Genomic DNA, 17,556 nt, shown 5'->3' on the forward strand with positions numbered 1-17,556 from the left:
CGTAATACTGGATCGCCCGGTCTAAGCCGGGTGACGACAGTTGAGAATGTGACAGCGCTTGCCCCAAGCTCGTCATTGCGAGGAGCCCTTGCGACGAAGCAATCCAGACTGCGTCCGTGGAAAGATTCTGGATTGCTTCGCTTCGCTCGTAATGACGGCGGAGGGATCTCCTACCTCATTGGCGGTGCATACTGCACACCACCGGCATTCCACAGCTGGTTCATGCCGCGCGGGATCTTCAGCCTGGACTTCTCGCCGATGTTGCGGTCGTACATCTCGCCGTAATTGCCGACATGGCGGATGATGCGGGCGGCCCAGTCCTTGGTGAGGCCGAGCTGCTCGCCGTAATTGCCCTCGGTGCCGACGAGGCGCATCACTTCCGGCTTCTTCGACTTCAGGGCTTCGTCGATGTTCTCCGAGGTCACCCCCAACTCCTCGGCGTTGATCATCGCATAGAGCGTCCACTTCACGATCATCATCCAGTCGTCGTCGCGCTGGCGCACGACCGGGGCGAGCGGCTCCTTGGAGATCATGTCCGGCAGGATCATGTGGTCGCCGGGTTTTGAGAGGTTCAGCCTGAGCGCATAGAGCTGGGAGACGTCGGCGCTCAGCGTATCGCACTTACCGGTGTCGTAGGCTTTCACCACGTCGTCGAGCTTGTCGAACTTCACCTCGTCATACTTCATGTTGTTGGCACGGAAGTAATCGACGACATTGAGTGCCGTGGTGGTGCCGGACTGGACGCAGACCTTGCTGCCGGTCAGGTCGAGCGACGTCTCCTTGTTGCGCGAGCGCGGCAGCATGAAACCTGCGCCGTCATAATAGGCCACGGCCGGGAAATAGAGGTCGTAGTCGAGCTCGCGCGCCATGCTCCAGGTCGAGTTGCGGGAGAGGATGTCCACCTTCCGGCTCTGCAATTCCTTGAAGCGCTCGCTGGCATCGAGCGCGACGAACTTCGCCTTGCCCGGATCGTTGAAGATCGCCGCGGCCACCGCGCGGCAGAAATCGACGTCGAAGCCGGTCCAATTGCCCTTGTCGTCCGGGATCGAGAAGCCCGGCAGGCCCTTGTTGACGCCGCACAGCACCTCGCCACGGCGCACGGTCCGCTTCAGGGTGCGGGTGTCGTAGAATTCATAGATGATGGCCAGAACGGCGACCAGCACGGCGACCGCGAGCCCGATCAGCAGGCCGCCTCGAAAAGTGCGCATCATGTTGCTCTCTCGAAAAATCGGGAAAAGGAATATTCGCTAAGGCGAGGAAGATCAGAGCTCAGGCTTCTGCCGGATGACAACCTTGGTCCCGACCGGGACGCGATCGTAGAGATCGGCGACGTCATTGTTGACCAGGCGGAAGCAACCCGAGGACACCTTGGTGCCGATCGTATCCGGACGGTTGGTGCCGTGGATGCGGTAGACCGTGGTGCCCAGATACATGGCGCGGGCGCCGAGCGGGTTGCCAGGGCCGCCGGCCATGAAACGCGGCAGATAGGGCTGGCGCTGGATCATCTCGGGCGGCGGCGTCCAGTCCGGCCATTCCTTCTTGTTGGTGATGTTCACCAGCCCCTGCCACTGGAAACCGTCGCGGCCGACGCCGATGCCGTAGCGGATCGCGCGCCCGCCGGGCTGCACCAGATAAAGGTGCCGCTCGGCCGTCGAGATGATGATGGTACCGGGCGCCTCGGTGGTGCGGAAGTAGACCACCTGCTTCTGCCATTCCTGGTCGAGCTGGTAGCCGTCATCGGCGATCAAGCCCGGCTCGTCGCCGCGATCAGGCTGCTGCGCGAAGACGTGGGGAGCCGACAGGATCAGGCCCATCGCAGCCACAAACATCCCGGTCAGGCGACGAAAATCCGTCATGTAAAAGCTCTCCCCGCTGCCACAGCGCAAATCATTTCAGAACCATCAAACCTGAGGGGCAGGTTCATGGCAAGTTGATGGCGCGCCGCCCTAGTATGTCACGAGAATGCTTTGGTTTTTTGACGGGCGGCGCAATGCCACAAACAGGGGATGGCGCGAAAAGCATATATTGTCGCGGCAGGTCGGCGCACTCGCTTTCCCCGCGTGTGGAGAAGGGGATCGCATAGGACTTCCCGGCGGCCTAAGCGCGCGCCTCGTCCGTCGAGACGGCGCTCACGCGCCTCTTCAGGATGAGGCTAAGAGGCATCGCGGCATCACTCAAATTGCTGCCGCGGACTCCGTTCCTCATCCTGAGCGCCCGCCGGAGGCGGGCGTCTGGAAGGATGGCCGCAGGCGATTTGTCAGCTCCTCTCCAGATGCGACCGCTCTGTCGCAAGCAGGGTGAGAGCTAAATCCGGTTATTCTCCGCCGCGATCCCCAGCCGCCGGACGATCTCGGCGCCCACGGCGCGGGCCTCGAGCCGCGAGCCGATGCGGGGGCTGCGGAAGCGCCGCCCGGAGTGCAACCGGATCACGACGATGCAGTGCTCGTCCTCGGATCGGCCGCGGCGCTCGACCGTGATCGCCTTCACGTCGCCGCCCTCGATATGGTCGGCGCGCGGCGTGCCGTCGCCCCACAGGCGTTCGACGCGAATATCCCGTTGCCGGATGATCCAGAAAGCGCCGGTCACGAGATTGGCGTATCTGTGCACGGCGAACGCGGCGATCGCGCCAACCGGCAGCAGCATGATGTCGATCGGTCCGGGCGGCAGTCCGCGCCAGAGTTTGTAGGCGTAGGGAACGGCGCACAGTGCGACAGCGATCAACGCCACGATGCGGATGTCGCGCGCGGAAAACGGCTCGAGGGGTTCGCCGAGATGCATCTCGGGATTGCTGGCATCGAGTGGATTGCTAGGTGCCTCGACGTTGGGAACGCCGAATTGCGCGGCGATCTGGGCCACGGTATCGCGCACATGCGTGACGTCGGAGATCGGTGGGGACGTTAGGCGTTCCCCGGAGGCCAGCGTGAAGGCCAGCTGGAAGCGGGCTTTCGCCCTCTTACTGCCGGGAACCTGCAATTCCCTGATGTCGTCCTTCGGGACGACCCGCGTGCGGAGCTTTCCGAAAGGACGCTGTTGCCCGATCAGGATCTCGTTCGGTGTGATGATCCACACCACCGCCGGCGCCAGCATAATCCCGCAGACGAATGCCGCGCCCAGGAGGAGAGCGGCCACCGAGATGGTCACTTCCAGTGCGTCGTGCGTGAACAGGCCCGGCGTGAAGCACAGCGCAACCGCGGCCGCAGAGCCGGCCATGATCAGCCGCTGCGCGATCGAGGAGCCTTCACGAAGGCGGATGTCGGTGCTGGTGGTCGCGTCCATCGCGGGCGGCTGATTCCGGGGCTGCGAAACTCCACGGACGGCTCCGTGGAGTCAAGCAACAAGGACGACAGATGAAGCCGGCGGGGCGATGCCGGCGCGGCAGCTGTTCACGTTCAGGAGCCGCGCCACCGTCTGGTCGTAGCTGCCTTCGCCTTCGTGCTGGAACACGATCTTGCCGGTCTGGTCGATGATGTACTGCGCCGGCCAATATCGGTTGCGGTAGGCGTTCCAGGTCTTGGAATCGTTGTCCTGCGCCACCGGATAGGTGATGCCGTGGCGTTTCAGCGCAGCCTGCACGTTGGAGGCGGAACGCTCGAACGGGAATTCCGGCGTGTGCACGCCGACAACGATAAGGCCTTTGTCCTTGTACTTGGCGTAGAGGTCGGTGACGTGCGGCAGCGTGTTGACGCAGTTGACGCAGCCATAGGTCCAGAAGTCGACCAGCACGACCTTGCCGCGCAGCTCGGCCATGCTCAGCGGTTTCGAGTTGAACCAGGTGTTGATGCCGGTGAAGTCGGGCGCGGTCTGCTGGCTCGCGGCCGCGGTGACGACGGGCGCAGCGCGTGCGGCCTCGTCGCAGATGCCGGGGATGACGGCGCCTGATATGGTCATGCTGATCAGGGCGGTGGCCACAGCGAGCAGTTTGAAAGTCATGAACGAGTCCTCCGGTTGAGATGCGCGATGATCACAGGCCGATCTGGCCGGTGGGATAGAAGCCGGTAAGCCACGCCACGATCAGCGTGTCGTATTGAAAATAGGCCGCAACCGCGAAGGCGTCACAACGATGCCAAAGCCCTGCTGCAGCCGCGGCGAGATGCGGGCGAGGCTGCGCACCCGCGTGCTGGCGGCCTGGCCGCCATAGGCGATGGCCAGCATCGGGATCGCCGCGCCGATGGCGTAGGCGACCAGCAGCGTGCCGGCCCAGGTCAGATTCTTGGAGGTCGCAACCAGCGTCAGGATCGAGCCGAGCACCGGACCGGCGCAGGGCGTCCAGACCAGGCCGGGCGTGGTGCCGAGCACGAGCCCACCCAGTGCGCCCTCGCGCTGGATGGCGCTAGAGCTGCCGAGATCGAGCCAGCCATTGAGCCGGATCGACAGCCATTCGAACGGCGTCGGCCACAGCATCAACAGGCCGAAGCCGAGCAGCAGGATGGACGCGGCCTCACGCAACACGTTCGGATCGAAATCGAACAGCCGCGTGATTGCTCCGAGCAGCAGCGCGGTGGCCGAGAACGACATGACGAAGCCGAGCGCGATCATGGCGGGGCGCAAGTGCCCCGCGCGCCCGATCGAGGCGCCGAGCAGGATCGGCAGCATCGGCAGCGTGCACGGCGCGGCGATAGTCAGGATTCCGGCAAGGACGGCGAAGAGAAGTTCGAGCATGGAGCCACTCGTGCATGAGGTCACGAGGGCTGTTCGGGATGGATGTGTCAGACGTTACGCAGCGTCACGCCTCGTGACGAGCGAGCTGCGTACCACGACGGCGGTGCGCCCCCTCTCCCGCAAGCGGGAGAGGCGGGAGCGCGCGGCACGAGTCTAGCCCCAAACACAAAACGACCCGGAGGGGGGCATCCCGTCCGGGTCGCTGGAGGTCCTTGGGAGGTTTAAGCAAAACCGTATGTGACTTTTATAGGAGGGAAGTTTTTCCGCCTGATGTTGTGCTTTGTTTCAATTGTTTCGTCGGCGGTAACACTTCCGTGTCCGGGGATGGGGCCAAAGGAGCGGTCCTATCCCATTGAATCCATTGAGCTTAGGCGGCGAAACGATCCACGCCGGCGCCCTTAAGCAAATCGGCCAGTTGTTTGCGGGCGTAGAACATCCGCGTCTTCACCGTGCTCTGCGGGATGCCGATGATCTGGCCGACCTCCTCCACCGACTTCTCGTGGTAGTAGACGAGATTGATGATCTCGCGGTGGGCGGGCGACAGCTTCTGCACGCAGGCGCGGAGGATGGCGCTGGTATCGTTGCGATCGAGCGAGGTCTCGGGCGTCTCGGCATCGTCGGGGATCTGGCGCACGTCCTCCTGGTCGATGTCCTCGAAGCGCCGCTGGCGCATCGCGGTCAGCGCCTTGAAGCGGGCGATCGAGAGCAGCCAGGTCGAGACCTGCGAGCGGCCTTGGAACTGGCCTGCGGTCCGCCACACGTCCAGAAACACCTGACTGACCAGATCTTCCGCCGTGGTGGCATCGCGCACGATGCGCAGGATGAAGCGGTACACCCGAACGTTATGGCGGCAGTACAGCATGTGCATGGCCGTCCGGTTGCCGTCGGCGATGCTTTCGAGAAGCATATCGTCCGAAGTCGCCTGAACGGCAATGATGCTGTGGCTGGCTTGGGCGTTGATGGCAATGACGTTCGGCATGGACTTAGCTCCCCGTAGCGCCGCAACCGAGCGGCGTTTCCTTAAGCCGGAGTGTTAATGAGCCAACGTTTCGGGACGTCTGCACGAAAAGGAGAAAATGGTTTCGTGCGCCGCCAAATTGTTTCTTCGGAAGGGGTGCGACGAAACATTCGGGGCAAAAAATCGTGGAATTTCAATGTGCGGAAAATACGGGATAGGGGGGTAAAGCCGGGCGTACGCGCCGGGAACGGATTTCCGGCCCTTGCGTTTGGTGCGCCAAACACTCTCCTGTCGTCCCGGGTTCGCTTCGCGCCTAAGGGCGCGCTTGTCCGGGACGACAACTTTATTTGCCGCGCGATTTACGCCTTCTCGCCGGCCGGCGAGAACAGATAGCCGCCGCCGCGGATGGTGCGGATCACGGCGGGTTTTGCCGGGTCGGGCTCGATCTTGCGGCGGATGCGCATGATGCGCAGGTCGACCGCGCGGTCGAAGGCCTCGGCGTCGCGCGCGTTGGCGAGCTCCAGCAGGCGCTCGCGCGACAGCACGCGTTTCGGATTGGCCGCGAACACTTTGAGCAGCCCGAACTCGGAGGCGGTCAGCGGATGCTCGTTGCCCTCGTCGTCGCGCAAGGCCTGCGCTTCGAGATCGAGCCATTTGGTGCCGAAGCGCACCAATTGGTCCTTGTCGGACTTTGCGGCCGCGGCGTCCGGCGCGGCAGCCTTGGCCGGCCCGCTTCGCCGCAGCACCGAACGGATGCGCGCCATCAGCTCGCGCAGCTCGCACGGTTTTGCCACGTAATCATCGGCGCCGAGCTCGAGCCCGACGACGCGGTCGATCGGGCTCGCGGTCGCCGTCAGCATGATCACGGGCACGTTGATGCGGCTCTTGAGATCGCGGATGATCGAGAGCCCGTCTTCCTCGGGCATGTTGAGGTCGAGTACGACGAGGTCGGGCATGCTGCCCTGGATCGCGGCGCGCAAGGACTTGCCGCCGTCGCACAGCGTCACGGTGAAGCCGTGCATCTTGAGGTAATCGCCGACCATCTCCCGGGCCGGGGCCTCGTCGTCGACGATCATGATGTGCTGGCTTTGGGTCATGGTCTTGAGATCACGGCATTTCGGTCGCGGGGAGGGTGATGGTGAAGGTCGAGCCCTTGCCAGGGCCGTCGCTGTTGGCGGTCACCTCGCCGCCATGCATGTCGATAATGCGCTTGACGATGGACAACCCAAGCCCCGTCGAGCTCTCGCCGGCGGTCGGCTTTGCGGACAGGCGCTGGAACCGACCGAACAAGCGGCCGAGATCCTCCGGCGACAGGCCGGCACCCTCGTCGCTGACCCGGACGGTGGTTTCGGTACCCTCATGGGTCACGGCGACGGTGATCTTGCCGCCGATCGGCGAGTATTTGATGGCGTTGCTGATGAGGTTGTCGATCGCCTCGCGGATGCGGTCGGTATCGCACATGGTGACGATGTTGGGCGGCGCGGCGACGCTGATCGTCTGCTGCTTGTTGACGGCGAGCGGCTGGTTGGCATCGGCGACCTCCTTGACCAGGGCCGCGACGTCGACCGGCTCGCGGCGGATGGTGATGTCGAAAGCATCGGCCATCGCGTCCGAAATCAGGTGATCGACCATCGTGGTCAGCCGCTTGGTGGCATCACGGATGTGATCGACCTGAGCAACCACGCCGCTTTCCGATGCGCCGGTCGAGATCAGCTCCTTCAGCATCTCGGTGCGGCCGAGGATGACGCCGAGCGGATTCTTCAGATCGTGCGCGACGGTGCCCAAAATCTCGTTCTTGAAGCCGTTGGCGCGCTGGAGCCGCAGCCATTGCGCGGACAGGCGGCGGTTGGCCTGCATCAGCGCGCGGGTGCGCTGGGCGACGCGATCCTCCAGCTGCGTGTTGGCGTCCTGAAGCTGCTGATAGAGGATCACATTGTCGAAGGCGATCGAGAGCCGGCTGGAGAAGATCTCGACCAGCGAACGGTCGGTCTCGGACAGTTCGCGCTCGGCCTGGAGCAGCACCACCACCTCGCGGCCGCTGCCGGTGCGCAAGTAGATCACGCTGCGGTGGTCGGCGAATTCGTTCTTGCGGCGCTGGAACGCGGCTTCCACCATCTCGCGCAGATCGGGATCAAGCGCCTTCGATGTCGTGCTGCCGATGAAGCGGCTGTAGCAGCCGCTGCCGGCGAGCACCGAGAGCTCGGGGTCGATGCCGCCATTGTCGCGCAAGACCAGGATGCCGGCGCAGTCGACGTTGAGCAGCGAGGCGAGCTGGGTCAGCACGCCCTCGGCGAGCCGCTGCATCGACTTGAAGTCGTACAGCGTCGAGGCGGCGTCGATGATGATCTCGAGCCCGCGCCGCGTCTGCACCATGCGCTCGAGCTGCTGATAGGAGCGCAGCGCCGCGGTCAGCGAGGTAAACAGCTTGTCGGCGGTGAGCTCGGTCTTGGCCTTGTAGTCGTTGATGTCGTACTGCACGATCACCCGCCGCTCGGGCGCCTGGCCGGGCTGCCCGGTGCGCAGGATGATGCGGACAGTCTCGTTCTTGATCTCGTTGCGGATGAATTCGACGAGCTCGAGGCCTGCGACGTCGGTCTCCATGATGACGTCGAGCAGCACGGCGGCGATGTCGCCGTGCTCGGCCATCAGCTTGCGACCTTCTGCCGCGGAATAGGCCGACAGGATCTCCAGGCGCTGGCCGTTGAGGCTGTAGTCGGACAGCGCGAAACGGGTGCCGTCATGCACGGCCGGATCGTCGTCGATGACGGCGATCTTCCATTTCCGGGTGTTGGCATCCTCCGACGCGGTACCGGTGTCGTCGATCAGGTGGAGGACATCGTCCTGTTCGGCCATTGAGAAGTCCCGTCACTTTCTGTGCTTTGCGCGCCGCCCTTGGCAATGCGCGGCATGATAATGCGAAATGTAGTGCCTTGTCCCAGCTTGGATTCCAGCATCATGCGGCCGCCGAGCTGCTGGGTGACGAGGTTATAGACGATATGGAGGCCAAGTCCCGTGCCGCCTTCATTGCGCCGGGTGGTAAAGAAAGGGTCAAAGGCCTGGCGCTGCACGTCGGGGGTCATGCCGGCGCCGTCATCGGTGAAGCTGATCTCGATGTCGTCGGTCCCGCGCGGCCGCGCCGAGATGATGATGGTGCCGGCACGTCCGTCGGCGAAGGCGTGGTTGGCGGCATTGAGGAACAGGTTGGTCAGAATCTGGCCGTAGGAGCCGGGATAGCCGTCGAGCAGGAGCCCTTCGGGCACGTCGACCTGAAGCGTGATCGGCGAGCGCTTCAGCACCGGGCGCAAGCTGGCGATGATCTGCTCGGTGGCCTCGCTGAGCGAGAACTGCCGACGCTCGGCATGGGAGCGGTCGACCGCGACCTGCTTGAACGACTGGATCAGCTCGCCGGCGCGCTGGAGGTTGGCAACCAGCTGCTGCGAGGCCTCGCGCGAGGACTGCACGAATTCTTCCAGCTGCGAGCGGCGCAGGCCCCCATCGCCCTTGAGCTGCGCCTCGAAGATCTCGCTTCGCCGGGCAAAGCTCGAAGCGACCGTCAGGCTGATGCCGATCGGATTGTTGACCTCGTGGGCGACGCCGGCAACCAAGCCGCCGAGCGCGGCGAGGCGCTCGGCGTCGATCAGATTCTGCTGTGCGGTGTTGAGCTCGAGCAGCGCACTCTCGGCTTTTTCCTTCGACGCGCGCAGCTCGTCCTCGGTCTGGCGCTTGGCGATGGCGTTCTCGCGGAACACTTCCACGGCGCGCGCCATCGCGCCGACCTCGTCGCGTGCCTTGGTGCCCTGCACCTCGCGGCCGAGGTCGCCGAGCGTGATCGCGCGCATCGCCGTCATGAGCTGCTGGAGCGGCAGGCGGATCGACAGCGCGATCAAGACGCCGGCGGCGAGGATGATGCCGAGGAAGATCACCGCAACGGAGAGTACGCGGCGAGAGATGTCGGCCAGCGTGCGGTCGAAAGTCTCCTGCGCCTTCTGCTCGCGGTGGCGCATCTTGGTCGAGAGGTCGTCGATGGCGCCGATCGCCTCGGCTTGGCTGGCGTCGATGGTGTTGCGCAACAGCTCGGTGCGGCTCGCCAGCTGCTCGGACAGTTTTGCAAAGCCCTCGCGCAAGGACGCGGTGCGGTCCGCGAGCCGCCGCAAGGCCATGCGCTGGAGGTCGTTGTCGGCGAGGTCGATCATGACCGGGATGGTCTTCTCGATCGTCTCGGTGTTGCGCCGCGCGTCGTCGGCCGCGCCTGACGACAGCGACAGATAGTACGAATTGGCCGCGACCAGCATCGCGGTGAAAGCCTCGCGGGATTTTCCGAGCGAGGGCCAGATCAGCGCGTCGCGATGGCCGGTGGCGCCTTCGATGATGGAATAGAGCCCGGCCATGTCCCTGGCCGGACCCTGCACCTGCTCCTCATAGGTCTTGGCGATGGTGGCTTGCACGCTGCGCAGCTCGCCAAAGCCGTTGAGGAAGCGGTCGGTGGTGCGCTCGAGCTCCTCGACCGAGCCTGACAGCATCGGGTCCTTGGTGGCGCGGCCCGTCAGCGTGCCCAGCACCGCCTCGCGCAGCAGCAGGATCTCGGCGAACAGGTCCGGGCTCGGCTGGTTGATGTAGCGGTGGATCAGGTTTTGCAGCCGCCCGGTCTCGCTTTCGAGCAGCGCCAGGATCCGGTCGGACTCGCGCACCTGGCGCACGTCGTCCCAGGCCGAGCCCAGCACTTGCACGCCGTTCCAGATCATCGCGACCAGCACCACCACCACGGCGGAGTTCAGCGCCGCGATTGACAGGATGCGCCAGCGGATCGGCACCGCCCGGAGCGCGGCGACGATGCGCGCGCGCACCCGTCCGAGCGGGCCGGGCGGCCTCTCTGCGGTCTCGCTGTGTCCGAGCCCAGCCAAGAAGCTCTACTCCACCTTGCGAATGCGTTCGATCAGCGCGGCCGCGGCCGGATCACGCCCAGCCTTGGCATAGATTGGGGCCATCGCCTCCTCGAACGGCTTGCGGTCGACGTCCTTGATGACCGTGACGCCCGCGTCCTGGGCCTTGCGCTGCGACTGCTCCTCGAGATCGCGCCATTTCTCGCGCATGAAGCGGCCAGAGCGCTGCGCGGCCTCCCTGAAGATCACCTGCTCCTCCGCCGAGAGGCTCTTCCAGGCCTTCAGCGAGATCACCAGCACTTCCGGGCTCATCGTGTGCTCGGTGAGCGTGTAATGGCCGGCGTGTTTGTAATGGTCTGTCGTCACGAAGGATGGCCAGTTGTTTTCGGCGCCGTCGATCAGGTGGTTGGCAAGCCCGGTGAGCACCTGCCCGTAAGGCAGCTCGACCGCTTCGGCGCCGAGCGCGCGCATCATCTGGCTCATCAACTCCGACTGCTGTACCCGGATCCGCATTCCCTTGAGATCGGCGACGCTTCGGACCGGGCGGAGAGCGTTGTAGATCGACCGCGCGCCGGAATCGTAGAAGGCGAGCCCGACGAACCCATAGGGCTCGAAGCTGCCGAGGATCTCGCTGCCGATCGGCCCGTCCAGCACCTTCTGCATGTGCTCGATGGACCGAAACAGGAACGGCATGGCCAGCACATTCATCGCCGGAACGAAATTGCCGATCAGCGCCACGTTGGTCCGGTTGAGGTCGATCGCGCCAGCGCGGGTCTGCTCGATGGTCTCCTTTTCCTCACCGAGCTGGCGGGAGTGGAACACCTTGATCTCGTGCCGGCCGCCGGTGCGCTCGGCGATCAGCGTCCCCATGTAGCGCAGCGCCTGGACGGTCGGGTAATCCTCGGTCTGGGTATCGGCGGCGCGAAATTCGCGCGCAACGGCGTCCGTTGCACAGACGGCAAGCAGAAGCGCGACGAAGATCACCCCGGTCCGCGAGAGTTCGGCACGGCTCAGCACTGGCACACTCAACCCCTCAGTGGTGCAGTCTGTGGCGGAAGGAAAAGGTTCAACGCAATCTAGCAGATGGTAAAGGGAAGGCCATCCCGCTCCGGGCGGTGGGCCGATTGTGCGGCGCGGCCGCCGCGCATTCCCGGTTGAAACTGCCAATGCCGCGCCTTAAGCAGGGCAGCCGCCTTTTGTCGCGCGCGCCGGGAAGAGCCATCGTGATTTCAGCATTGCGCTTTTTGCAGGTCGCCGCCGTCTTTGCGGCTGTCGCCTGGGCCACTCCGGTGCGTGCCGCCACGGACATCGCGCTGTGGCACGCGATGTCCGGCGAGCTCGGCCGGCAGCTCGACAAGCTTGCCGCTGACTTCAACGCTTCGCAATCCGATTACCGGATCGTGCCTGCGTACAAGGGCAATTACACCGAAACGGTGACGGCGGCGATCTTCGCCTTCCGCTCGCGCAGCCAGCCCGCGATCGTCCAGGTCAATGAGGTCGCCACCGCCACCATGACCGCAGCGAAGGGCGCGATCTATCCGGTGTTCAGCCTGATGCGGGACCAGGGCGAGCCGTTCTCGCTGAGCGATTACCTCCCCGCCGTCTCCGGCTATTACACCGATGCAGCCGGCAATCTGTTGTCATTCCCGTTCAATTCTTCGACGCCGATCCTCTACTACAACAAGACCATGTTCCGGGATGCGGGCCTCGATCCGGAAACGCCGCCGAAGACCTGGCCGGAATTGGGACTAGCTGCAAAGCGCCTGCGCGAGCGCGGTGCTCCTTGCGGCTTCACCACGTCCTGGCCGTCCTGGATCCATGTCGAGAATTTCTCCGCCTTTCACAATCTGCCGCTGGCGACGCGGGCGAACGGCTTTGCCGGGCTGGATGCGGAATTGACCATCAACAATCCGTCTCTCGTGCATCACATCGCAGTGCTCAGCGAGTGGCGGAAGACCAAGCTGTTCGACTACAGCGGCCGCGGACAAGCGGCCGAGCCGCGTTTCCAGAACGGCGAATGCGGCATCTTCATCGGCTCCTCGGCAACGCGGGCCGACATCAAGGCGAATTCGAAGTTCGAGATCGGCTACGGCATGATGCCGTACTGGCCCGACGTGAACGGCGCGCCGCAGAATTCGATCATCGGCGGTGCCACGCTCTGGGTGCTGCGCGACCGGCCGCGCGAGGAATACAAGGGCGTGGCGCGGTTCTTCGCCTATCTGTCGCAGCCCGGCGTGCAGGCCGCCTGGCATCAGAACACCGGCTATCTGCCGATCACCCGCGCCGCCTTCGAGCTGACGCGGGCGCAGGGATTCTACGAGCGCAATCCCGGCTCGGCGATCTCGTTCGAGCAGATCACGCTGCATCCGCCGACGGAGAACTCCAAGGGCGTCCGGCTTGGCTCCTTCATTCTGATCCGCGGCGTGATCGAGGACGAGCTGGAGCAGGCTTTCTCCGGCCACAAGAGCGCGCAAGCCGCGCTGGATTCGGCAGTCGAGCGCGGTAACAAGCTCTTGCGCCAGTTCGAGCGTGCCAGCCCGGAGCGGTAGGCACCTCGGTGCCGTCGCAAAGAAGGTGCGCTCCCTCCCCCGCCTGCGGGGGAGGGCAGGGGAGAGGGTTGACTCCGCAACGGGACAATCCCCTAGAGGAGAAAACCCTCACCCGACGCTTCGCGTCGACCTCTCCCGCAAGCGGGAGAGGTGCACCGCCTGCTCGGTTTGCACTGAGTCAATCAAGCTTCTCTTGCTGAGTGAATGCGGATGACCAAAGGTCCGTCGCAACAGCTGCCTCACCTCACCGATGCCGCAAGCTTCCGCGCCTTCCGCTCCGCGTCCGCGCAATGGCTGCCGATCGCGCTCGACATCGCCCGCAGCCACGGCCTCGATGCCGGCTCGCCGCAGGTATTTGCGACCGGCACCAATCTCGTGGTCGGCCTCGGCGACACGCTGATCCTGAAGATCTTCCCGCCGCTGCTCGCAGCGCAGTTCGCCTCGGAGCGCGCCTCGCTGACGCAGCTCGCCGGCCGTCTGCACCTGCCGATCCCCGAGATCGTCGCGGACGGGATGCGCGACGGCTGGCCCTATCTCGTCATCACGCGGCTTGCCGGCACGCTGGGCTCGGAGGTCTGGCCCTCACTGCCGGAGCGGCAGAAGGAGCGTCTGCTGCGCCAGATCGGAGAGATCATCGCCTCCGTGCAGCGCGTTCCGCTAGGGGAGCTCGCGTCCATCGAGCCGCGCTGGGACGCGTTCATGCACGCCCAGATGCAGGGCTGTAAGGCGCGGCACACGCGCCTCGGTCTCGCGCCGAAATTCCTCGCCGGCCTCGACGATCTCCTGCGCGATGCGGCAAAACTCATTCCAATGGATGCGCCGCCGGTGATCCTGATCGGCGAATACATTCCGGAGAATTTTCTGCTCGCCTGTGATGACGGCCAATGGTCGCTCGCCGGCCTGTTTGACTTCGGCGACGTCCTGACGGGGTGGCGCGATTACGATTTGCTCGGGCCCAGCGCTTTCATGGCGGCGGGACGGCCGGGCAGGGTGCGCAGCCTGCTCGACGGCTTTGGCTATGCAAAGCTCGACTTCGCGCTCAAGCGGCGCCTGATGGCGCTGATGCTGCTGCACCGGGCCAGCGACCTCAACAGCCACATCTGTGTCGAAGGCTGGCAGGAGAGGGCGAATGATCTGGTCGAATTGCAGGAGCTGATCTGGCCTGGGTGATCCCGCCCCACAGTCCGGGGCGCTGCGGAGCGGCAAGCCCGGAATCATTGTCCCGCGCATTCTGCGGCTGGATGGATTCCGGGCTCGATGCTGCGCATCGCCCTGGAATGACGGCCAATCCTCATCGCTTCAGCAGGTCGCCACGCTACCTGCTCAAGGGATTCTGCTATCGCCTCTGAATGGGCCTCTGCGCTCCGGCTTAATATTTAGGCAATTTCCTGTCCTTGTATGCAGAAGAGGAGCGTGCCGCATCGGCTGTGAAAGGCCTCCTGCCTTCATTTTCGTGGAATACCAATGTCTTAGGATCAGGCTAAGCCTCCATTAAGCCTTGGCACGAACCTTGCGAATCCGGCTCCAACCAAAAACTTTGTGTTGGAGCGATTTCATGAAGCGCCGCGATTTCCTCAAGTCCGTTTCCGGATTGGCCGCTGGCGCGGCGCTCCCGGCCATGCCCTCGATGATCTCCTCGGCCGAAGCCGATGCGCGCTCCGAGACGCTGCTGATCGTCTCCGAGGGCGGCCCCAACAATCTCGACATCCACGGCGTCGGCACCAACGTGCCCGGCTATGAGGTGTCCTGGAATTGCTACGACCGCCTGATCAGCCACGAGATGAAGAGCGGTCCCGGCGGCGTGCCTTATTACGACCGCGACAAGTTCAAGGGCGAGCTCGCCGAGGACTTCAAGATCGACGACATGTCGGTCACCTTCAAGCTGAAGAAGAACGCCAAATTCCACGACGGGGCGCCGGTCACCGCCAAGGACGTGAAATGGTCGCTCGACCGCGCCGTCAGCGTCGGCGGCTTCCCGACCTTCCAGATGAGCGCGGGCTCGCTGACCAAGCCGGAGCAGTTCGTCGTCATCGACGACCATACGGTGCGCGTCGATTTCCTGAAGAAGGACAAGCTGACGATTCCCGATCTCGCGGTCATCGTGCCCTGCATCGTCAATTCCGAGTTGGTGAAGAAGAACGCCAGCGAGAAGGACCGTTGGGGCCTCGAATTCACCAAGCAGCAGACCGCGGGCTCCGGCGCCTACAAGGTGACGAAGTGGACGGCCGGCACCGAGGTCATCGTGGAGCGCAACGAGGATTGGGTCGGCGGTCCCTTGCCCAAGATCAAGCGCGTGATCTGGCGCATGGTGCCGCAGGCCGGCAACCGCCGGGCCCTGCTCGAGCGCGGCGATGCCGACATCTCCTATGAGCTGCCGTTCAGGGATTTTCAGGAGATGAAGGCGAACGGCAAGCTCAACGTTGTATCGCTGCCGTTCTCCAACGGCATCCAGTATATCGGCATGAACGTCACCAAGCCGCCGTTCGACAATCCCAAGGTGCGGCAGGCCATCGCCTTTGCATTGCCGTACCAGAAGATCATGGAAGCGGTGCTGTTCGGGCTCGGCAATCCCATGTTCGGCGCGCCCAAGGACAAGCCGACCGAAGTCGCCTGGCCGCAGCCGCACAAATTCAACACCGACATGGACAAGGCGAAGGCGCTGCTCAGCGAAGCCGGCTACGCCAACGGTTTCGAGACCACGATCTCATTCGATCTCAACTTCGCCGGCGTCAACGAGCCGCTCTGCGTGCTGGTGCAGGAGAGCCTCGCCCAGCTCGGCATCAAGACCACCATCAACAAGGCGCCCGGCGCCAACTGGCGCACCGAATTGAACAAGAAGGAGATGCCGCTTTTCACCAACGTGTTCTCGGGCTGGCTCGATTACCCCGAATACTTCTTCTACTGGTGCTATCACGGCAACAATTCCGTCTTCAACACCATGAGCTACAAGTCGGCGGAGATGGACAAGCTCATCGACGGCGCGCGCACGGCCGCAGCCACCGGCGACAAGGCAGCCTATGAGGCCGACGTAAAAGGCTTCGTCGATCTCGCCTATTCCGACCTTCCGCGCATCCCGCTGTACCAGCCCTTCGTCAACGTCGCGATGCAGAAGAACATCAGCGGCTACCAGTACTGGTTCCACCGCCGCCTGGATTACCGCGCGATGGCGAAGGGGTGAGGGGGCATGGTCGGCGCGCGCGATATGGTCGCGACTCTGGCTGCGTTTCCGAGTGAGGTGGCCACTGCTCTCTCACTCCCTCCCCCCTTGTGGGGGAGGGGCGGGGAGGGGGGTAGCCACAAACTCCGACCTCTCCCGGAGCCACTCCCCTCCCTAGCCCTCCCCCACAAGGGGGGAGGGAACGCAGTGGAGTGTGCGGCCAGCAGCGCGCGCAACACGCCCAGGAGCACCGCATGCTGACCATGATCGGCAAGCGGTTGATGTTCGCGATCCCCTCGCTGATCGGCGTCGTCATCGTCACCTTCCTGCTGACGCGCGCGCTGCCAGGCGATCCCGCCGCCTACTTCGCCGGCCCCGCCGCGACCAAGGAAGCCGTCGAACAGATCCGCAAGAAGCTCGGCCTCGACAGGCCGCTGATCGAGCAGTTCTTCCGCTACACCAACGATCTCGCTCATGGCGATTTCGGCAACTCGCTGACCACCGGCCAGCCGGTCGCGGCCGAGATCCGCAACCGCCTGCCGGCGTCCGCCGAGCTGACGCTGCTCGGCCTCTTCGTCTCGATCGCCATCGCCATTCCGCTCGGCGTGCTGGCGGCAACGCGGCCGGGATCGTGGATCGACCATCTCTGCCGCGTCACCACCACGGCCGGCGTGTCGCTGCCGGTGTTCTTCACCGGCCTCGTGCTGGTCTATCTCTTCTATTTCCGTCTCGGCTGGTCGCCGGCGCCGCTCGGCCGGCTCGACGTGTTCTACAGCGCGCCGCCGACAGTGACCGGCTTCTACCTGATCGACACGCTGCTCGCGCGCGACATTGAGGCGTTCCGCTCCGCGCTGAGCCAGCTGATCTTGCCCGCGACGACGCTCGCGATCTTCTCGCTGGCGCCGATCGCGCGCATGACGCGCGCCTCGATGCTGGCGGTGCTGGCTTCGGAGTTCGTGCGAACGGCCCGCGCCAGCGGCCTGTCGCCGGGGACCGTCATCGTCACCTACGCCTTCCGCAACGCCATGCTTCCGGTCATCACCACGCTGAGCATGGTGTTCTCGTTCCTCTTGGGTGCCAACGTGCTGGTGGAGAAAGTGTTCGCATGGCCTGGCATCGGCTCCTATGCGGTGGAAGCGCTGATCTCGTCCGACTTCGCGCCGGTGCAGGGTTTCGTGCTGACCATGGCCGTCATGTACGTGCTGCTCAATCTCGTGATCGACATTTTGTACGGCGTGATCGATCCGCGCGTCAGGCTGGAGGGATAGCGCATGAGGTTTGGTGGGATTAAGCTAGCCGCGGGGACGGTCACCTCTCCCGCTTGCGGGAGAGGTCGGCGCGTAGCGCCGGGTG

13 protein-coding genes and 1 pseudogene are annotated in these 17,556 nt (G+C 64.4%); 4 read left to right on the top strand and 10 right to left on the bottom strand.

Annotation, left to right across the window (positions count from 1 at the left end; translation table 11 throughout):
- Positions 1 to 170 precede the first annotated feature (170 nt).
- From IVA91_RS10645 to IVA91_RS10690, 10 genes and pseudogenes are all read right to left on the bottom strand, one after another.
- Positions 171 to 1,208: an amino acid ABC transporter substrate-binding protein gene (locus IVA91_RS10645; RefSeq protein WP_247282050.1), complete on the bottom strand. Its 1,038-nt coding sequence runs from the start codon at positions 1,206 to 1,208 to the stop codon at positions 171 to 173.
- Positions 1,209 to 1,262: 54 nt separating this feature from the next.
- Complete coding sequence (locus IVA91_RS10650; RefSeq protein WP_247281897.1) at positions 1,263 to 1,856, bottom strand: L,D-transpeptidase; 594 nt, start codon at positions 1,854 to 1,856, stop codon at positions 1,263 to 1,265.
- A 448-nt stretch (positions 1,857 to 2,304) separates the two neighbouring features.
- Entirely contained in the window at positions 2,305 to 3,276 is a 972-nt protein-coding gene (locus IVA91_RS10655) for a hypothetical protein (protein WP_247281896.1), read from the bottom strand.
- A gap of 51 nt (positions 3,277 to 3,327) precedes the next feature.
- Positions 3,328 to 3,930: a thioredoxin family protein gene (locus IVA91_RS10660; RefSeq protein WP_247281895.1), complete on the bottom strand. Its 603-nt coding sequence runs from the start codon at positions 3,928 to 3,930 to the stop codon at positions 3,328 to 3,330.
- A 31-nt stretch (positions 3,931 to 3,961) separates the two neighbouring features.
- Positions 3,962 to 4,659: pseudogene (locus IVA91_RS10665) on the bottom strand (cytochrome c biogenesis CcdA family protein).
- A 367-nt stretch (positions 4,660 to 5,026) separates the two neighbouring features.
- Positions 5,027 to 5,638, bottom strand: coding sequence for a sigma-70 family RNA polymerase sigma factor (locus tag IVA91_RS10670; RefSeq protein WP_247281893.1), 612 nt, complete (start codon positions 5,636 to 5,638; stop codon positions 5,027 to 5,029).
- 338 nt (positions 5,639 to 5,976) lie between these two features.
- Positions 5,977 to 6,714, bottom strand: a complete 738-nt coding sequence (locus tag IVA91_RS10675) for a response regulator (protein WP_247281892.1) — start codon at positions 6,712 to 6,714, stop codon at positions 5,977 to 5,979.
- A gap of 10 nt (positions 6,715 to 6,724) precedes the next feature.
- A complete protein-coding gene (locus tag IVA91_RS10680) occupies positions 6,725 to 8,470 on the bottom strand; it encodes a DUF3369 domain-containing protein (protein WP_247281891.1) in 1,746 nt (581 codons plus the stop codon).
- On the bottom strand, positions 8,440 to 10,518 hold the full coding sequence (locus tag IVA91_RS10685; RefSeq protein WP_247281890.1) for an ATP-binding protein: 2,079 nt from the start codon (positions 10,516 to 10,518) through the stop codon (positions 8,440 to 8,442). Before IVA91_RS10685 ends, IVA91_RS10680 begins: the two co-directional genes overlap by 31 nt.
- A gap of 6 nt (positions 10,519 to 10,524) precedes the next feature.
- A complete protein-coding gene (locus IVA91_RS10690) occupies positions 10,525 to 11,520 on the bottom strand; it encodes a TRAP transporter substrate-binding protein (RefSeq protein ID WP_247281889.1) in 996 nt (331 codons plus the stop codon).
- Positions 11,521 to 11,663: 143 nt separating this feature from the next.
- On the opposite strand from IVA91_RS10690, the gene ugpB reads away from it, so the two are divergent.
- From ugpB to IVA91_RS10710, 4 genes are all read left to right on the top strand, one after another.
- A complete protein-coding gene (gene ugpB / locus IVA91_RS10695) occupies positions 11,664 to 13,046 on the top strand; it encodes a sn-glycerol-3-phosphate ABC transporter substrate-binding protein UgpB (RefSeq protein ID WP_247281888.1) in 1,383 nt (460 codons plus the stop codon).
- 210 nt (positions 13,047 to 13,256) lie between these two features.
- Entirely contained in the window at positions 13,257 to 14,216 is a 960-nt protein-coding gene (locus IVA91_RS10700) for an aminoglycoside 3'-phosphotransferase/choline kinase family protein (RefSeq protein ID WP_247281887.1), read from the top strand.
- A gap of 385 nt (positions 14,217 to 14,601) precedes the next feature.
- Positions 14,602 to 16,224 carry an ABC transporter substrate-binding protein gene (locus tag IVA91_RS10705; RefSeq protein ID WP_247281886.1) on the top strand — a complete coding sequence of 541 codons (1,623 nt, stop codon included), beginning with the start codon at positions 14,602 to 14,604 and terminating at the stop codon, positions 16,222 to 16,224.
- Between the two features lie 233 nt (positions 16,225 to 16,457).
- Positions 16,458 to 17,471 (top strand): ABC transporter permease, encoded by a 1,014-nt coding sequence (locus IVA91_RS10710; protein WP_247281885.1) that lies wholly within the window; start codon positions 16,458 to 16,460, stop codon positions 17,469 to 17,471.
- Positions 17,472 to 17,556 lie beyond the last annotated feature (85 nt).

Source organism: Bradyrhizobium sp. 153, from assembly GCF_023073835.1.
Lineage (GTDB): Bacteria > Pseudomonadota > Alphaproteobacteria > Rhizobiales > Xanthobacteraceae > Bradyrhizobium.